The sequence below is a fragment of the Bacillus luti genome, assembly GCF_001884105.1.
Taxonomy (GTDB): Bacteria; Bacillota; Bacilli; order Bacillales; family Bacillaceae_G; genus Bacillus_A; species Bacillus_A luti.
In genome coordinates this window covers 32,521-48,502 of sequence record NZ_MACI01000034.1, presented here as the reverse complement: position 1 = coordinate 48,502, position 15,982 = coordinate 32,521, and the positions used below count along the sequence as shown (strand labels likewise).

Genomic DNA, 15,982 nt, shown 5'->3' with positions numbered 1-15,982 from the left:
GATGTCTTTTTATATTTTTTTCGTAATAATGGTTCAAATAATTAAGGGGGATTTGGTGTATGTATTGTCTGTTTTTTAGTATGAACAACTATTGAGAATAACGATATAAAGCTTTACTAATAACCAAAAGGCCGATAATAAGGGATAGTATTCTCATTATAAATTCTGCAACTAATAAGTTGCCCATAGCTGTCGAGCCATCATACATCAACCCTGTGATGATAATAGGTGCGATCATAATGATAATTCCAATTACTATTTGAAGAAGTAGATTCATGTTTTTATTCAAGATAATCACCTCCAAAAAATATTGCAAAATAATTATATGGAATTTTTTGTATTATATATTTATTATACTGTATCGAATTAAAGTTATGGTAATGTTTCTAAAATAAAAAGGAGGTGTCACATAGTCAAAAAATGACTCGTGGGACAGCTCCTTTTAAGTAGTTGAAATTAAAGATGTTTCAATGACAGTTCGATCTTCTGCGTCTGTTATCCAATGTTTGTTAATCTTACATTTCCTCCGTAACATCATACCTTAGCAATTGCCCTTGATCATAAAATCTCTCAAAAATAATCCCCATTACATAGAAGAATACGAGACCGAAGCCAATGTGAATAAGTGTAAAAGTAGCTCCAAATGAAGAAAACTCATATACGATAATCGGCAATTTCGCAGTTGTCCAAACGCCTAAGAAGAATACGATGTACCGAATGCTTGCACCTTTTTTTAGTAGTAGTGCTGCGATTGGAAAGGCGACGTAAAGAGGACCAGCTGCAATGCCTCCTAATAATAGAGAGAATAAGATACCATATATGCCCGATTTTTCTCCCATATATTTTATTAACGTTTCTTTCTTCACCCATTGATCAAGTAGTCCTACAAATACGAGGACAGGAGGGAGGAGAAATAACATATCTAAAATGCTATTGCCTGTTAGTTGTAATGCAGTCCAGCCTAAAGATTGGTTTATAAAAGTTAGGACAAAGAGCCCCAGTAGTAAAAGGAAAAAGAAGCGATATTTTTTAAATTCTTTCATACCATCACCACCCAAATGATATAGGAGAATAGGAGAGACATGAGTAATGCAGATGCATTACGTGCGTAAGCAAAGCTTCGCCCGAATATTTTTTGTTCCATTGGCAAAGTTGTAAGTCCTACTGACATGAGTGTAGACATAAGTGCCGCAACTTGCGGGAGGCCTGCACCGTGTTGGACTAACGTATTTCCAAGAGGAAACACGACAAAGCTTGGAATGAGTGCAACAGAGCCGAGTATTGCAGAATAAACAATACCTAACAATCCAGATTGTTCTCCAATGATAGAAGAGATGAAAGATGGCGTTAAGATTGAAAGCGATAAGCCAACGAAAAGCATGATGGAAAGCATGGCAGGGAGAAGGTTTCGAAATATTTTCCACGATTTCATGAGAGCGTTTTTCGTTTTAGTACGGTCCTTCATAAAAGAAATCCCGGTAAGAAGAATGGCTAACGTGTAAAGGATCACGCCGTTAATCATGATCGGATTCCTTTAAATCTTTATATTTGCCTAGGAAAAAGGATAAGTTTTTCATTTTTTCTTCGATGTCCATTTGAAAATCTGCTAATTGTTCCTTTCCAGCAGACGTAATTTTGTACATCTTTCTCGGTTTGTCTTGATGGTCTGTACTTACGTAAGATTCAATTGCCCCTTCGTTTTCTAATTTCTTTAGCGTGCGATACAAAATGGCACTATCAATTGGATTGACGGGAAGTTCTTCTTCACATTTCTGAAGTAGCTGACCGCCGTAGTTATCACCTTCTGCTAAAAATAACAAAAGAAATGCACCTGTATGTCTTCCTGTATGTTTCATAAATAGACCTCCTAGAATGGATTATGTTACTGTTAATGACAGTATACTGTTGTTAACAGTATATGGTGCATGAAGTGCTATGTCAATTTTAAAAATTGTGATTTTCGAGAGAGAAACTCACAATAACGCTTTTTCAAATATTCGAGTGAAATCCTGTATTTTGATATATTCAAATGGAACTTCCCTTGGTTCATATTTTATGAAGCCACTGGAAGTTGCTGTAATGTTTATCCCGCTTTAATGGGCAGTAAGCCCCCACTGATTAAAGTTTCACTTTATTACAGCACTTTATGTTTGATAAATAAAAAATCACATATTCATAAAAAGGAGAATTATATATGATATTCTTTATGTAAGATATTTGGATAAATATAGGGAGAAGTGAGTATGGACAAGAAGCTAACGTATTGGCTAGGATCTATTATAGGGATGATAGTACTTGCAGCTGGTATGACTTATGGGATGTTACAGTTTGCGGAAGTACCAATGGGTGGTGAGGAGCATGCTTTTGCAGAGTCTAATAAAGAAGAAACACCATCGAATGAAGCAGAGATTAAAGGTTCAAATGCACAACTTCACATCACTAAAAGTTCTACTGAAGAAGAAGTTATTTCAGCTATGCATAGCATGACTCATCAAAAGGTAAAAGCGAGTGACGGACGGGGCGCAACTCCTATGTCTAAAAAGAATGCAGAGAAAGTAAGAAGCATTTTAAATGAAAATGATTTTAAGAATAAAGAAAAACTATTAGCAATCACTGAAAGATGGGTAAATAGGGATTTTAGTAAAATCGTAGAAGAACATAACTATTTCTGGGAACTTCAAGACGGCAAGATAGGTGAAGCTACAAAAATGGATTCGTTAGACGAGCAAACATTCTCTCTAAATACTTTCGGTGATGAAGTAACAGCCGCATTAATTAAATCCGGAGATCTTCAGCATGTTGGAGAATAATAAACATCTATAGATTATAGTGAGAATCTTACCTTGTTGTATTTACCGTTTCTAAATTTCTTCAATACAATAGATGTGATTCTCAAGCAAGAGGAAGGCACCTTATGGTGTCTTTTCTTTATGGGGTACTGACGCATGCTCATCAACTTAAAAATGAAAACAAAGTGTACTTTCATTTTGTGGAGGTAAAGCATTCCTAAAATAGAAGCATACTCTTAATAATATGCATACCAAATAAACCCTAACAAGTTTCCTTTTTTAAATTATGCAACTTTCTTTTGTTTTTTCAACCCATTATACTCATAAACAACACCCATAATATCAAAAACAGTCTTCTTCTCATATCGATGAGATTTTCCAAAAATGAAGGGGTAAGATGTTCATATAATTCTTCAGCAAATAATTGTAATTCGTCAGAAATTGATAGATACATACAAAAACGCCATCCTTTCCTATGATTCTACAGAAAGAATAGCGTATTTTTTGGTTCTGGTGCAAAGGTAGTGGAAAAGAAAATATAACATATATATTTCTAGCATAATGGTAGGATAATCCTGGTTCCTCATCATTTCTACTAAATCACGAAAAATTAAGTTGTACCGTACCAACGTACAGTTAACAAAATAATATCTTGCTGATAATGCTTCCATTTGAACAAATTTTCATTTTCCATACCGATCACACATCTTTTGTAGAGTAATAGTATCAGCATATCCCAGTTTAAGAGGTTGCTTACAAAATATTTAGAATTTTTTTGCGAGAATCCTCCGAAATGTAATACGGACTTTAAATACTTTCATTTATAATTCTCTATTTGTCTATACTTTTCATATCGCTGTTGTATAAGCTCTTCCGAGGATAATAGTATCAATTTTTTTAGAGATGATTCGATTACAGATTCAATCATTTTTGCCTGTGATTTTATATCATTTTGTGCTCCACCTTTAATTTCAGGAATGATTTCATCAATAATTCCTAAATGTTTTAAATCTTTTGCTGAAATTTTCATATGTTCAGCAGCTTCTGGAGCATACTTAGCGTCCTTCCATAGGATAGATGCTGCTCCTTCTGGCGAAATTACCGAGTACCATGAATACTCTAACATATGGATATGGTTACCGACACTAATGCCAAGAGCTCCACCACTTGATGCCTCTCCAATTACAATACAAACAATTGGCACTTTAAGTGTAGCCATTTCAAATAGATTTCGAGCTATCGCTTCAGAAATTCCACGTTCTTCAGACCCTATCCCTGGATAGGCGCCTATTGTATCAATAAATGTAATAATAGGGCGATTAAATTTATCAGCTTGTTTCATAAGTCTTAGCGCTTTTCTATAACCTTCTGGATGTGCCATTCCAAAATTTCTTTCTATACTTTCCTTTGTATTTCTACCTCTTTGATGACCAATAACCGTAACGGGCATTCCTTTAAATTTTGCAATACCACCTATCATTGCTTTATCATCACCATATAATCGATCACCATGAAGTTCGAGAAAGTTTGTAAACAATAAAGGTATATAGTCCAATGTCGTGGGTCGGTTACGTAGCCTTGCAATTTGAACTCGTTGAAAAGGTGTAAGATTAGAATAAATTTTATCTTGCATTTTATTTAAACGTTTTTCTAATTCATGAATTTCTGACGATAAATCTACATTATTTTCTTTCATAATTTTCTTTAATTCATCAAATTTCTCTTTTAATTCAATAATAGGACGTTCAAAATGCAAACTCATTTTATCCTCCAAATGTTATGACTTACCTCACTCTAATCAAAAGACTTAGAAATAGAATCAATAAATAATTCAAAACCATCCACAACTATTTTTTGTTCTGATTCTGATAAATTATTGAGAATACTTTGATAAAATGTAATAGATTGCTCTCTTAAGCAATTAACAGTTATGTGACCTTTTTCTGTGAGGTGTAGAAAAAGTTCTCTTCTATTTTTTTCATTTACTTCACGATAAATAAGCCCCTTTTTTACTAACTTATCTACCAATCTACTTACAGTTGAAGTCTCTAATCTAAGTTTATTGGATAGTTGCCAAACAGTTAGTTTTTCCACCTCTAGTTCCTCTAACGCCATCATTTGAGAAGTTGGTAAAGGTTTTTCAAATGGTCCATTGGGCAAATTTTGAGATTCAAAAACCCCAGTTAATACAATCATTTTCTTAATATCTGTTCTTAGTTTTAAGGCATCTTCTCTTTTCAAAAAGTTCACCCTCCTACAACTATTGTATCATACATCAATTGTATTATACATGAATATGATCTTTTCACAAGCTTAACGTAAGCCAATATTACAACATGGACGAGATATTTCTTCTTGTTAAAATGGTATAAGTGGATTGTTTTCTACAAATGGCAAAACATCAATCATGTATCAGGGGCCTTTATGAGGTACCGCTCATCGAAATCAAGCTAAGAAAATAAAACTACCCCAAAAACGAAATTTTGTGATAACTTGTAACAAAAAACTCATAATTTTTGGGGGGAATTCTAAATCCTTAAGTTGATGGGCATGGGGTACTGACGCATGCCCATCAAGCTAAGATTTTAAGACACCCCCATAACGAGAATTTTACTTTTTTACAGTTATTTATGAAAATTCCGCTTGTTTTTTTCATTTTTGGGGTGCTAAACCTAAAACTTCAGCAATAAGCACAGACTAAAACATCTAGTTTTCACGATATAATTCTCAGCTAAATTCGCAAAAAAGAGCTTGAATTCCCAAGCTCTTTTAAATATCACTTAATAACTTTATAACCACCATTTTTCCTGTGGAATTAAAACTGTTTCAATATCAAAGTTATTCTCAAACCATTCCTTCATCAATGTTTTATGGACCAGATATTCTGATGCTGAATGGGAAACGCCGATTAAAGACATCGAAGTATTAGAAACATAATCCATCATTTGTTTGTATCTTTGTTTACCATATTCGTTATCAATATGGCAATGGATTTCGCCAGTGATATAGGCTTGAACTCCTCTTTTTTCAGCTTCCTCCATCCAACTTACTTTGTCGCCACAACCTGCAACGATAGCTATTTTCTTTACGTTATTTATGTTCTTACCTTCAAAATCAACATATGGAATATCGAATATTTCTTTTAAGTGAGAAGTTAGTTCACTTGTACTCTTTTCTTCAATGTTACAAATTAGAACTAGGTCTTCATTATTTATAGAACTTGTTAAATACCCATCAATAATTTCTGCATTTAATTGTTTAGCAATAGCTACACTTGTACCTAAATTGGCATGATAATCCATCGGTACATGGCATGTATAGAATGATAATTCCTTTTCTTTTATTTGTTTAATGTATTTTTCTTTTATAGGAACAAAACCTTTGCCCCATACTCCTTTTGGATCTCCACATTCCATCAATAAGGGATGGTGCATAAAAAGTAAGTCTCCGCTATTACTTTCTTCTATAAAACGTTCCAACACTTCATCTGTAGGGAAGACGGCAAGAAAAATTTTCTTTACATTTGCATCTCCTTTTAACATTAGACCATTAAATAATTCCACAAAGTCTTTTTCAAAAACTGATTTCCAGTCAAACTTTAAAGGTTCATAGACCATTGGTATGAATTGACTGAAAGCAGAATCCTTCCCAAATGATTTTATATCAAGTTCAATGTCCAGTTTAGACACTATTTCACTTAGTTTAACCATAAAATTATTCCCCCAAAAATTTTATAATTCAATACAAACGGTTAGAAAAATAAAAATTATTATATTCTTTTAAATATTTTAACATAAAAATCCATTTTTCTTCATGAAAAAATCACTCCTGTTGTTTAAAGTGGTCCCTCCACATTCCCTTCAAGCAAAGTTAAAATCATACCTTCAAAATGAAAAAACGCTATGCTTATTGTAAACAGTTTATAAGAAAGGATGGCGTTTTGATGAATCCTATCATTTCAAATAGATTGAATCTTTTCGCTCAAGAGCTACAATACTTTTTATCTCCAGTGGTCCTACAAGATATTGCCAAACAAGTTGGCTTTGTACAGCGATCTAGTAAGTATCAAGCAAAAGAACTCATTGCCCTTTGCGTATGGCTTAGTCAAGAAATTGCTAGCACATCACTTACACAATTGTGTAGTCAGTTAGAAGTTTCCACTGGGGTACTTATGAGCTCAGAAGGACTGAATCAACGCTTTAATCCAGCAGCTGTCGCATTTCTTCGAGAAGTCTTTACTTCTCTTCTCAAACAAAAACTCTGTTCAAATCACTCACTTTCTGCACACATGATCTCTACTTTCAATCGTATCCGTATTTTAGATGCAACAGTGTTTCAACTGCCTGATCATTTCGCCACTGACTATCAAGGTTCAGGTGGAAGTAGTAATACGGCAGGCGTGAAAATCCAATTGGAATATGATTTACTTAGTGGTCAATTTCTTAACGTGCAGCTTGGTCCAGGAAAGAATAATGATAAAACATACGGTACCATCTGCCTTGAAACCGTAGAGGCGGGCGATTTGTGTTTACGTGATCTTGGTTACTTCGATTTAGGAGACTTACAAACTATTCATGATAAAGAGGCTTACTATATCTCGCGGTTGAAGCTAAATACACGCATTTATATCAAGAATCCTGAGCCAGAATACTTCAACAACGGCACGCTAAAAAAGCAAACAGAATACATACAGCTTGATATGACACAAATGATGTCGAGCCTAATCCCTGGTGAAACAATAGAAATTTCCGAGGCATACATTGGACAAAATCAGAAGCTCCCAGCACGTGTCATTATCCATCGTTTAACCGATGATCAAACGCAAACACGCCTGAAAAACCAAGCGATACGTGAAAAGAAAAAAGGCATTGTCATGAAGGATAAAAGTAAACGTTTAATGGGTATGAATGTATATATCACGAACACGTCTCTAGAAGGAGTACCAACGAACTACGTGCACTCACTGTATTCACTTCGTTGGCAGATTGAAATTTTGTTTAAAACGTGGAAGTCATTTTTGAAATTGATGAATGTAAAAATATTAAAAGAGAACGCCTAGAGTGCCATTTATATGGACAACTCATCGGCATTCTCCTCTGTTCTTCTACGATGTTTCAAATGCGACAGTTTCTGCTTGAAAAAACAAAGCAGGAGCTGAGTGAATACAAAGCGATTTATATGATTAAAGATTACTTTCCGTTACTGTTTCAAGCGATAGCCATTGGCACAGAAGAACTTTTGAAAATTTTGCATCGTCTTTATCTACTGCTCAAAAAGAACGGTCGTAAATGTCATCGGTATAAGAAAATGACTGTCTTTGATATTCTAGGGATTGTGTATAAAACGACGGTGAAGCATAGACAAGCTGCCTAGCGAAAAAATCGTATTTTAATAGGCTTCTTTAGCATGCCTATTTTTTTATCACTTGCTAGTTTTGAAACAAGAATCATTTCGTATCTAGTAATTTACTTGGTTAGCTTGATGGGCATGGGGTACTGACGGCAAAACGCAGATTTTATATGGCTAAGAATATGCAGGATCTCATGCAGACTACAAGAACGGTTTGAGCTTCCAAATACTGTTGTGACAGGAATGTATGAAACCTTGCATACAAAGAAGGGAACGGAAAGCCAGGAAACTATTGATATGAAGGACTTTCTGAGATGTGGTTACTACTGATAATGAGACGTTATGTTAATTAGATGTGTATATAATATACAAGAGGAACTCTTTCCTACTTACACAAATCTATTATAATAGAGAACGTCTTGATAATAAGGGGGCATCACATATTTAAACAATTCTGGGCATAGATACAGGGAGAAATAATAGATCAAAATTTATAAATTGATTGAACATCTAAAAGGAGTATAAAGTATTTTGAGAAAAACTAAAATGAGAAACTGTGTGAAATTATTTGTTCTTTACTTAATTATAATTCTAATATATTTCCTGTTATTTGATTACAGTAAAATATATATTAAAGCAAAAATAAATAACGAATTTTTATATCAATTATATTTATTAATAGGACGTATTAGTATAGGGTTGGGAATATATTTTATTCCAGATAAACTAGGTATTAAGATTAAATTCAGATTTAAATTTCTTATAGCAGTTATCGCAATGATAACTACTATAATTTTTCTTGATATAGTTGGTTTAATTGAATAACTTCCTGTAACGAGAATTATGTAAAGGAGCTGTCCAAATGGATGGCTTATTTTTTTGCTTAGCGTGATTTTTTTCCAAAATGCTGGCGGTACCCCATTGCTATCAAGTTAGTAATTTCAAGTATCCTAAAAACGGAAATTTCATTATTTTACAGTAATTTATGAGTGTAAACTTTGATAAATTTAAGACTGAATATTTTTAATAATTAAACTAATATTTCTATAAATTCTAAATATTTTCTTTTTTGTAAAAAATGATACATTTGAGGTGTAAGTTACAAAACTATTAAAGGGGGATTTTTTATGTTCAAGAAATTAGTAGTCGGAGCATTAGCAACAGGTATTGCATTAACTGGGGGGATTGGTGCAGCATCAGCTGATACAGTAAAACCTATGTCAGATAGAATTGAAAGTATAGTTGAAAATACAAATGAAGTCGAAAGACCATTTGTACCAAATTTTTCTGATAAAAATAATCTTATTGGAGAAAAAGCAGCTGCAGCATTTGATTGGGGATATTCCGGTAGTTATAATTTTTCTACATCAATTCAAGTGAAAAAAACTGTATCTGTAGCAGACAACGAAACTATTGGAGTAGCTATTCAAAATAATAAAAATTTTAATTTTAAAGTTGTAGTAAAAAGTTTATCATCAGGAAACACCGTAACCCATAATGTAACAGGAGGGCCAATGAGTGGTGGTAATTATGTTTATAATTACTTTGGTCCTATGAAAGCAGGAAACTATGTTGTAACTCTAGTAAATACAGATGGTTCATGGCACCAAGGTACTGTTTGGCTTGGATGGTAATTACTTGAATTTATTTCTTTTTAATTCTGCATGTCCCTTTGTTTTCGAGATGCTGATTTAGAGGGCCCGCCACATCGCTATCAAGTTAAGAAATACAAATACCTCCAAAACGAGAAAATTGACATCTTCATGTGAAAATGTCAATTTTTTTTGTTTTGGGGTGTTATAAAGCTCTTAAGTTGATGGGCATGTGGAAATACCCCTAAGTAACCTAAAAAACTCTTTTCCTTCCTCAGTCAATGAAAGGTATTTTGTTTTCCATTCCTGTTCCCGATTAATTAATCCCGAATCTTCCATTTTGGTAACGTATTACAGCATTTATTTTCTGTTCGGAATTAAATTTAGTCATAAAAAACCGCACCCCAATTGTTAGACTGTTTCTAACAATTGGGGTGCGGTTCAAGTTTTGATACTGGTTTTTTGATGCTTTTATTTATGTAGTTGTTAATTTAGCATAGATGATAAAAAATAGGGTTAATTGCCCTATTATCACAATATTTGGTACTACTACAACCAAATTAATAACAAAAAAGACTGCTAAAATCCCTAAAAACAAGCATAAATGATAAATTTTCAAACGGTGTTTTTCAAACCTGTATTGATGGAAAACAATTGTAGTTGATAGGAAATAGAGCAATGCAGAACCAAAAACAAAATATAAGATAAAAGAATAATAGACCTCATTTAAAAATAATAGTCTAATGGATGCCGCAACCATACTCAAAGACATTAAAATAAACAGATGACCGTAAATAATAATTTGACCGGAAGTTTGTCTAGACTTGTCGAGTTTCTTCTCCATGTTATCGAAATATTGCCACCACATCGAAATAATGAGGATAAATGAAATGATCGCGAAGCTTATTGAATCCCAATTTCCTTGTTTAGGTTGAATGACCACAAGAGTACTTATAAGTGCTTCTCCAAAGAGAATAATGGAAAATAGACCAAATCTCTCTAACAAGTGAGCTGTATTTGTAGGAACTTTTTCTAAACACTTTCTTCCAAGCAGTGGGACAATAATATCGATAAAAATTCCTAAATACAACGCAGCATATCGAATCCAAGAATCAAAAAAGACGGAGAATAATGAAATAACGATTCCAATCCAAAAATATCTTCCTAAAAAGAGTGCTGCTTTTTTTCGAGCTCCCTCTTCTATACGCTGGACAATAAGATATTGGATTGCAGTCACTGCCCTTAAGCCAATATAGCCAATTAAAAAAGAAAGATAATAAGGATCAAAATCAGCGGATAAGCTTGATGTCATTATTAGGACAAAAAACATTTGCAGGATCAAAAAGATTCGTTGATGAAATAAATCTTTTCCAAACCGGTTAATAAAGATGGTTTGCCCTACCCAAGCCCACCAGATTGGAATAAAAATTAGGACAAACTTTACTAAATACTCTGCATGGATATGACCATCTTCAACATGGAGTAAAACATGAGTCGCAGCCGTCACCGCTGCCACAAATAACAAATCATAAAAGAGTTCTAACCACGTCACTTTCTTTTCTTCCATTTCTACACTCCCTCCTTATAGTTAATAGTATGTTAAAAACATATAGTAATTGGAAGAGAAAATAATACAGACATAGAGCATTTGTCATAGCTTGAAAAACTCGGACCAATAATAAGAAAACTAATGAGAAATCCTTACATCCTAGGCCTTTTGTAGTAAACACTTCATTAAATTGGTTCTGGTGCAAAGATAAACTAAAAGAGAATATAGCACATATATTTCTAGCGGAATTGTATTTTATGCTGTTAGCCCGAATAATTGATGGATAAATTCTTTCTGTTTTTTGAACAGACCGATCCTGTAAATCAATCTGTTCTTTTTTAATCATATGCATGGCTTCTACTCCTGCAAGAATGGATGTAGCTGTGCTAAAAGACTTGAACGCCAACATAGAACGCACACGTTTTTTAATAAAACGATGATCTTGTTCCACTTGAACAGACTTTGCTTTTCCATACTGATTACGTCCTTTTTTAGAGTACTAGTATCAGTATGTCCAAGTTTTATAGATTTCTTGCACCAGAACCTTTATTAGCGATAACCTTAATAAAAATAGGTAATCTCTATCAATAAAATACTAGAGATTACCTGAAAAAACTTAATTGAGTTATATTTTCAAATCTGGATATGTGATATTAAAAGTCTCTGAAACTTTTACAAGTTTTTGAAGTTCTTCTAAAGAAGGTGGCTTCACTTCAGGAAGAGGTGCATTTTTTGAAACGGGAGTTCCTAATTGTTTTACAAATCGATCAAAGCCTGCCGGAGTTGCAGTAACAATAAATTCAGATTGTTCTGAGCCTGATACGAATCTATGAGGAATACCTCGAGGAGCAAATACATAATCTCCAGCTGATACTTCGATAATCTGGTCCCCCACAAAGAAAGTAAATTGTCCTTTTAAAATATAAAATGCTTCGTCTTCATCTTTATGAATATGAAGTGGTGGTCCTAATTTTGGGGGTTCTATAACATGTGCAATAGCATATTCTCCATTTGTTTGTTCTCCTGATACTAAAACCGTCACTTTTTCACTTAGAAAATGATATGTGTTTTGATTGCTTGGAGTACTATGAAAAGCTTCTTTATTTTTATTGTTAATTAATTCCATATTTTAAACCCTCCTTGATTTTTTGAATGAAAAATAAAAATCTAAACAAATAATTCTACGTAGAGGATTAAAGAACCTTCTTAATACCAAACACGTAAATTTTGTGATTTTAAGCTTTCTCCTTGTTTTTGAATTAATCGGAGATTCCTATAACCTTTAACATTTTTTCAATCTCACAATTTCATTTTCTCTTCCTAAAACGGTTGTCGCTTCGCTCGATTTTAAGTGAAAGTAAACTTTTAAATATTAGTTAACATTCAGATCCCCTGATATCCTCAAAATACAAAATAAAAGTATACATTCAAAACATAATTAAAAATTAAATTACCGCTTATCACCTTTCAGAAAGCAAACAAGCTATAGATTGGGATCATATTTCTCAATGAAAAATATAACTTAACATGATAAAATAATATGTGGATGGGAGTCCAATACATATTATTAAAATTAAAGTGGTTATCAAGTCGGAGGAAGGCACCTTAGGGTGTCTTTTCTTTATGTATATGTTCTGAAAGATGATTACGAGAAGCGACATATTTTTACCACATTCAGCAAACTTTACTTGCCATGTCGCGTAATAGTATAAAATATGAAAGAAAAATACAGTGTTAATCTTGATATTGATAATCTGTTCTATATGGTATAGTGAAAGAAAAAATGTACAGGAGTAACCAAAAATGAAACATAGCGCTCAACATCTTCACAAACGTTTCGCAGCATTTCACACCGAACACAATCAACGCGTAGCAGAGTTTCATAAACGTCACGCTGCTCAAATAGCAAGTGGAAAAAATGGAAATAGTTTGTTAGCAGAATGGGAAAGATATGTTTATAACAAAGGACTTAATATCTTCCAGACAGTTAAAAAGTTATTCAACTAGGGGGCTGTTCCTGAGGGGACAGTTTTTTTACGTACCTCTTAGGGTGTCTTTTCTTTATTACCGTTCGCAAAAATATAACGATATGAAAATAAGTCATTTACTACTATGAGATGAGAAATCTTACATTTTAAAAAGAGCTAATACAGATCGGGGGGGAAAATGAAACAAAAAAAAGACACTCTCAAGAGTGCCTTTACTTAGCAGCCGAATCCGCCGCCCCAACAGCTAGCTCCAACGATGATTAATAAAATAAAGAGTACAACAAGTAAAGCGAATCCGCCGCCGAAACCGCAGCCACCACCACAACTACCGCCATAGCCCATATTAACTCCTCCTTCCATAAAGACCATTTAATAATGGATTTAATTCACTTTATGTTTTTACGGATGAATGGAGCAGGTCCTTTTTAAAAATAAAGGTGTCACGAATTTTAAAAGAATTGACGACCTTATTTTTGTCACCGGTGTTTCCTCGTTTACATATTGTATTTTATTCTGTGTATTGGGGGAAGGAGGATCTTTATGGCTAATTCTGAAATGATTTTACGTTTACTTACAGATTTAAAGATTGAACAACAAGCTTTAAAAGAGCAGTTGGAAAAAATACAAACAGCTGTGAATACTCTTGAAGAAAAATCAGCGATTGTGGAAGAAAAACCAAAGACTATTGAAGAAAAACCAGCTGTTGCTGCGAAGCAAAGAGCTCATTCTGGACGCCCAACATCTTTTCGTGCTTGGAGAGCATCAACTCAAAAAAATTCATAAAAATATAAGAAAAGAAGACATCTAGTAAGATGTCTTCTTTTACTTGTACAATCCAAATGAGTTAAGAAGGTATATCCCTATTGCTTTAAAAATAAGAAGAAAATAACGATTGTCGACTCCTGTTTTAGTATAGCATGTAATAATAAAGAATTTCATGTAATGTTGCATATATATAGATTATATGATGTTATATAGTATATATTGTAGTTGTCTGTTATTTGTTTTAATTCATTTACTTATATTATTTTTTGAGCGCCCCAGTGATGGGGCCTTTTTTTATAATTGGGTTAAAGCAGAAACCCCTCAAGCATAAAGAAGGGTTTCATAACTAGAGAAATGGTTATTGGTGTTTAATGAGATGAAGATATGGATGTTGCGTCTGAATTTCTTCTAAGTAGATTAATATTTATTTTTAAACCGTTCCCCATAAATGATAAACCATGCCAATAACAAAAAATGCTAGTCCTACAAACAAAACAATTAAAGCAAGCATTCCATTTTTATTATGTTCCATAAAGTCAGCTCCCTTTTTTATTTACATACAAAAAAGCCCTTAGTCGTAATTATAGCTAAATGCTTCATTTCTCATACTTTGTAGTTTACAAAGAAAAGACACCCATATAAGAGTGTCTTTTCCGATAGTTTGTTTAGCAGAAGCAAGCAGCTCCAACTATGATTAATAAAATAAACAATACAACTAATAATGCAAAGCCTCCAGCAAAACCGCAGCCTCCGCCGCAACTACCACCAAATCCCATAATAGTTCCTCCTTTAATAAGAGGGGAAAACAAAGGGTCACTCATGTTTTTTAACGGATTCCATTTACTTTATGTTTGACGCATGAATGTGAGCAGGTCCTTTTAAAAATAAAAAAGACACTGTGAGGTGCCTTCTGTCTAATGTAATTTCATTAATATTCGTTAGCATAAAACTCTTTTATTAGCTTTATTTCATTTGTAGCCGGATCAAACTTGAATATTCTAATTTGATTAGATTCGTCTTTATAGGCAAATGTATTATCGCCAACTTGGGTCATGTTGCTGGTATTTAAGATAGGGTCGCTACCGTGATCAGTGATTTCCACAGTTTTCTCACGGTCCCAAAATGCAATGACAATGATTAAGATGATAAGGCACACACGTATGAAACGCAGTTCTTTTGCAACAGGATGTTCCATTTTCTAGTCTCCTTTGTCATGTAATAGATTTTGTGTATAGAAGAGATAGTTCTTATGAGGATATAAATAAAAAAGACACTGTAAAGTGTCTTTTTTATTTAATTTATGCGCATTACTTAATAAGACGCTAGTTCCTCAGTCCGGATATGAGGAACTATGTAGGGTAATGTAATTATAACATTTTAACCAGTAATGGGTCTATATGGAATTTTTATCATTTGTGTTTAATTATTCGGAATAATAAATGTGGTGAAGTATATGCATTTCCTATAGTAATTGTAAACTATAATGATAGGCATAACTAGTCTTGTAATGGCTTGCTACTGTATTTAACATTGAAGTAGAAAAGTATAAAGAAGGAGCTGTGGAATATGGGTGCTTGGGGAACTGGATTATTTGATGATGATACAACTTGTGATGTGAAAGATCAGTTTATTGAATATATAGAAGAAGGTAACAGCGTAGAAGAAGCAATGAAGCTTGTTTTAGAAGAGTATGTAGATGAGTTTGATATAGGTGAAGAGTTAGAAGTAATGTCTTTAGTATACATCGGTCTTGCGGCAATACAACTTGAGAAAGGTTGTCTTCAAGAAGAAGTTCGCAGTAATGCGATTGCATTAATTGAACGTGGCGCTGATCTTGAACTTTGGGAAGAAGCCGGTGAAGAAGAATATGAAGAGAGAAAGAATGTTTTACATACATTTAAGCAAAAGCTGATCAACTGTTAGTATTTTTCTTTGTAAAAAAATATTCAA

Annotated in this window: 18 protein-coding genes and 3 pseudogenes; 7 read left to right on the top strand and 14 right to left on the bottom strand. The window is 33.5% G+C overall.

Going from position 1 to position 15,982, the window contains the following annotated elements; all coding sequences use genetic code 11:
• Positions 1 to 88: 88 nt before the first annotated feature.
• The 4 genes from BAQ48_RS08430 to BAQ48_RS08415 all read right to left on the bottom strand — a co-directional run bounded on the left by BAQ48_RS08430 (position 89) and on the right by BAQ48_RS08415 (position 1,856).
• Complete coding sequence (locus tag BAQ48_RS08430) at positions 89 to 289, bottom strand: hypothetical protein (protein ID WP_071710720.1); 201 nt, start codon at positions 287 to 289, stop codon at positions 89 to 91.
• 226 nt (positions 290 to 515) lie between these two features.
• Complete coding sequence (locus BAQ48_RS08425; RefSeq protein WP_071710719.1) at positions 516 to 1,043, bottom strand: permease; 528 nt, start codon at positions 1,041 to 1,043, stop codon at positions 516 to 518.
• Positions 1,040 to 1,522 carry a hypothetical protein gene (locus tag BAQ48_RS08420; protein WP_071710718.1) on the bottom strand — a complete coding sequence of 161 codons (483 nt, stop codon included), beginning with the start codon at positions 1,520 to 1,522 and terminating at the stop codon, positions 1,040 to 1,042. The genes BAQ48_RS08425 and BAQ48_RS08420 overlap by 4 nt, the downstream gene beginning before the upstream one ends.
• The gene (locus tag BAQ48_RS08415) at positions 1,515 to 1,856 is read right to left on the bottom strand and encodes a PadR family transcriptional regulator (RefSeq protein ID WP_071710717.1); all 342 of its coding nucleotides are present in this window, start codon (positions 1,854 to 1,856) and stop codon (positions 1,515 to 1,517) included. Before BAQ48_RS08415 ends, BAQ48_RS08420 begins: the two co-directional genes overlap by 8 nt.
• A 387-nt stretch (positions 1,857 to 2,243) precedes the next feature.
• On the opposite strand from BAQ48_RS08415, the gene BAQ48_RS08410 reads away from it, so the two are divergent.
• The gene (locus tag BAQ48_RS08410; RefSeq protein WP_071710716.1) at positions 2,244 to 2,810 is read left to right on the top strand and encodes a PRK06770 family protein; all 567 of its coding nucleotides are present in this window, start codon (positions 2,244 to 2,246) and stop codon (positions 2,808 to 2,810) included.
• Positions 2,811 to 3,364: 554 nt separating this feature from the next.
• Here the strand turns inward: BAQ48_RS08410 and BAQ48_RS27500 are convergent.
• The 4 genes and pseudogenes from BAQ48_RS27500 to BAQ48_RS08390 all read right to left on the bottom strand — a co-directional run.
• Positions 3,365 to 3,483: pseudogene (locus BAQ48_RS27500) on the bottom strand (IS6 family transposase); the annotation flags it as partial.
• A gap of 123 nt (positions 3,484 to 3,606) precedes the next feature.
• Positions 3,607 to 4,551 carry an acetyl-CoA carboxylase carboxyltransferase subunit alpha gene (locus BAQ48_RS08400; protein WP_071710715.1) on the bottom strand — a complete coding sequence of 315 codons (945 nt, stop codon included), beginning with the start codon at positions 4,549 to 4,551 and terminating at the stop codon, positions 3,607 to 3,609.
• Positions 4,552 to 4,583: 32 nt separating this feature from the next.
• Positions 4,584 to 5,030: a MarR family winged helix-turn-helix transcriptional regulator gene (locus tag BAQ48_RS08395; protein ID WP_071710714.1), complete on the bottom strand. Its 447-nt coding sequence runs from the start codon at positions 5,028 to 5,030 to the stop codon at positions 4,584 to 4,586.
• A 548-nt stretch (positions 5,031 to 5,578) separates the two neighbouring features.
• Positions 5,579 to 6,499, bottom strand: a complete 921-nt coding sequence (locus BAQ48_RS08390) for a Nif3-like dinuclear metal center hexameric protein (RefSeq protein ID WP_071710713.1) — start codon at positions 6,497 to 6,499, stop codon at positions 5,579 to 5,581.
• Positions 6,500 to 6,732: 233 nt separating this feature from the next.
• Here BAQ48_RS08390 and BAQ48_RS08385 point away from each other — a divergent pair.
• The 3 genes and pseudogenes from BAQ48_RS08385 (at position 6,733) to BAQ48_RS08375 (ending at position 9,772) form a co-directional block, all read left to right on the top strand.
• A pseudogene (locus BAQ48_RS08385) lies at positions 6,733 to 8,162 on the top strand (IS4 family transposase).
• A gap of 507 nt (positions 8,163 to 8,669) precedes the next feature.
• Complete coding sequence (locus BAQ48_RS28470) at positions 8,670 to 8,963, top strand: hypothetical protein (protein ID WP_071710712.1); 294 nt, start codon at positions 8,670 to 8,672, stop codon at positions 8,961 to 8,963.
• 302 nt (positions 8,964 to 9,265) lie between these two features.
• A complete protein-coding gene (locus BAQ48_RS08375; RefSeq protein WP_071710711.1) occupies positions 9,266 to 9,772 on the top strand; it encodes a hypothetical protein in 507 nt (168 codons plus the stop codon).
• A gap of 433 nt (positions 9,773 to 10,205) precedes the next feature.
• Here BAQ48_RS08375 and BAQ48_RS08370 read toward each other — a convergent pair whose 3' ends face one another.
• The 3 genes and pseudogenes from BAQ48_RS08370 to BAQ48_RS08360 form a co-directional block, all read right to left on the bottom strand.
• Positions 10,206 to 11,297: a low temperature requirement protein A gene (locus tag BAQ48_RS08370; RefSeq protein ID WP_071710710.1), complete on the bottom strand. Its 1,092-nt coding sequence runs from the start codon at positions 11,295 to 11,297 to the stop codon at positions 10,206 to 10,208.
• A gap of 237 nt (positions 11,298 to 11,534) precedes the next feature.
• Positions 11,535 to 11,730 (bottom strand): annotated as a pseudogene (locus BAQ48_RS08365) (DDE-type integrase/transposase/recombinase); the annotation flags it as partial.
• 174 nt (positions 11,731 to 11,904) lie between these two features.
• On the bottom strand, positions 11,905 to 12,405 hold the full coding sequence (locus tag BAQ48_RS08360) for a cupin domain-containing protein (RefSeq protein WP_071710709.1): 501 nt from the start codon (positions 12,403 to 12,405) through the stop codon (positions 11,905 to 11,907).
• Between the two features lie 677 nt (positions 12,406 to 13,082).
• Here BAQ48_RS08360 and BAQ48_RS08355 point away from each other — a divergent pair.
• A complete protein-coding gene (locus BAQ48_RS08355) occupies positions 13,083 to 13,286 on the top strand; it encodes a hypothetical protein (RefSeq protein ID WP_000682751.1) in 204 nt (67 codons plus the stop codon).
• A 197-nt stretch (positions 13,287 to 13,483) separates the two neighbouring features.
• Here BAQ48_RS08355 and BAQ48_RS08350 read toward each other — a convergent pair whose 3' ends face one another.
• The gene (locus BAQ48_RS08350) at positions 13,484 to 13,609 is read right to left on the bottom strand and encodes a YjcZ family sporulation protein (protein WP_000540377.1); all 126 of its coding nucleotides are present in this window, start codon (positions 13,607 to 13,609) and stop codon (positions 13,484 to 13,486) included.
• Between the two features lie 198 nt (positions 13,610 to 13,807).
• On the opposite strand from BAQ48_RS08350, the gene BAQ48_RS08345 reads away from it, so the two are divergent.
• Positions 13,808 to 14,050: a hypothetical protein gene (locus tag BAQ48_RS08345; protein ID WP_071710708.1), complete on the top strand. Its 243-nt coding sequence runs from the start codon at positions 13,808 to 13,810 to the stop codon at positions 14,048 to 14,050.
• A 647-nt stretch (positions 14,051 to 14,697) separates the two neighbouring features.
• Here BAQ48_RS08345 and BAQ48_RS08340 read toward each other — a convergent pair.
• Positions 14,698 to 14,808 (bottom strand): YjcZ family sporulation protein, encoded by a 111-nt coding sequence (locus tag BAQ48_RS08340; RefSeq protein ID WP_000505679.1) that lies wholly within the window; start codon positions 14,806 to 14,808, stop codon positions 14,698 to 14,700.
• 152 nt (positions 14,809 to 14,960) lie between these two features.
• A complete protein-coding gene (locus BAQ48_RS08335; RefSeq protein ID WP_071710707.1) occupies positions 14,961 to 15,227 on the bottom strand; it encodes a YmzC family protein in 267 nt (88 codons plus the stop codon).
• Positions 15,228 to 15,598: 371 nt separating this feature from the next.
• On the opposite strand from BAQ48_RS08335, the gene BAQ48_RS08330 reads away from it, so the two are divergent.
• Positions 15,599 to 15,955 carry a DUF4259 domain-containing protein gene (locus tag BAQ48_RS08330; RefSeq protein WP_071710706.1) on the top strand — a complete coding sequence of 119 codons (357 nt, stop codon included), beginning with the start codon at positions 15,599 to 15,601 and terminating at the stop codon, positions 15,953 to 15,955.
• Positions 15,956 to 15,982: the final 27 nt, after the last annotated feature.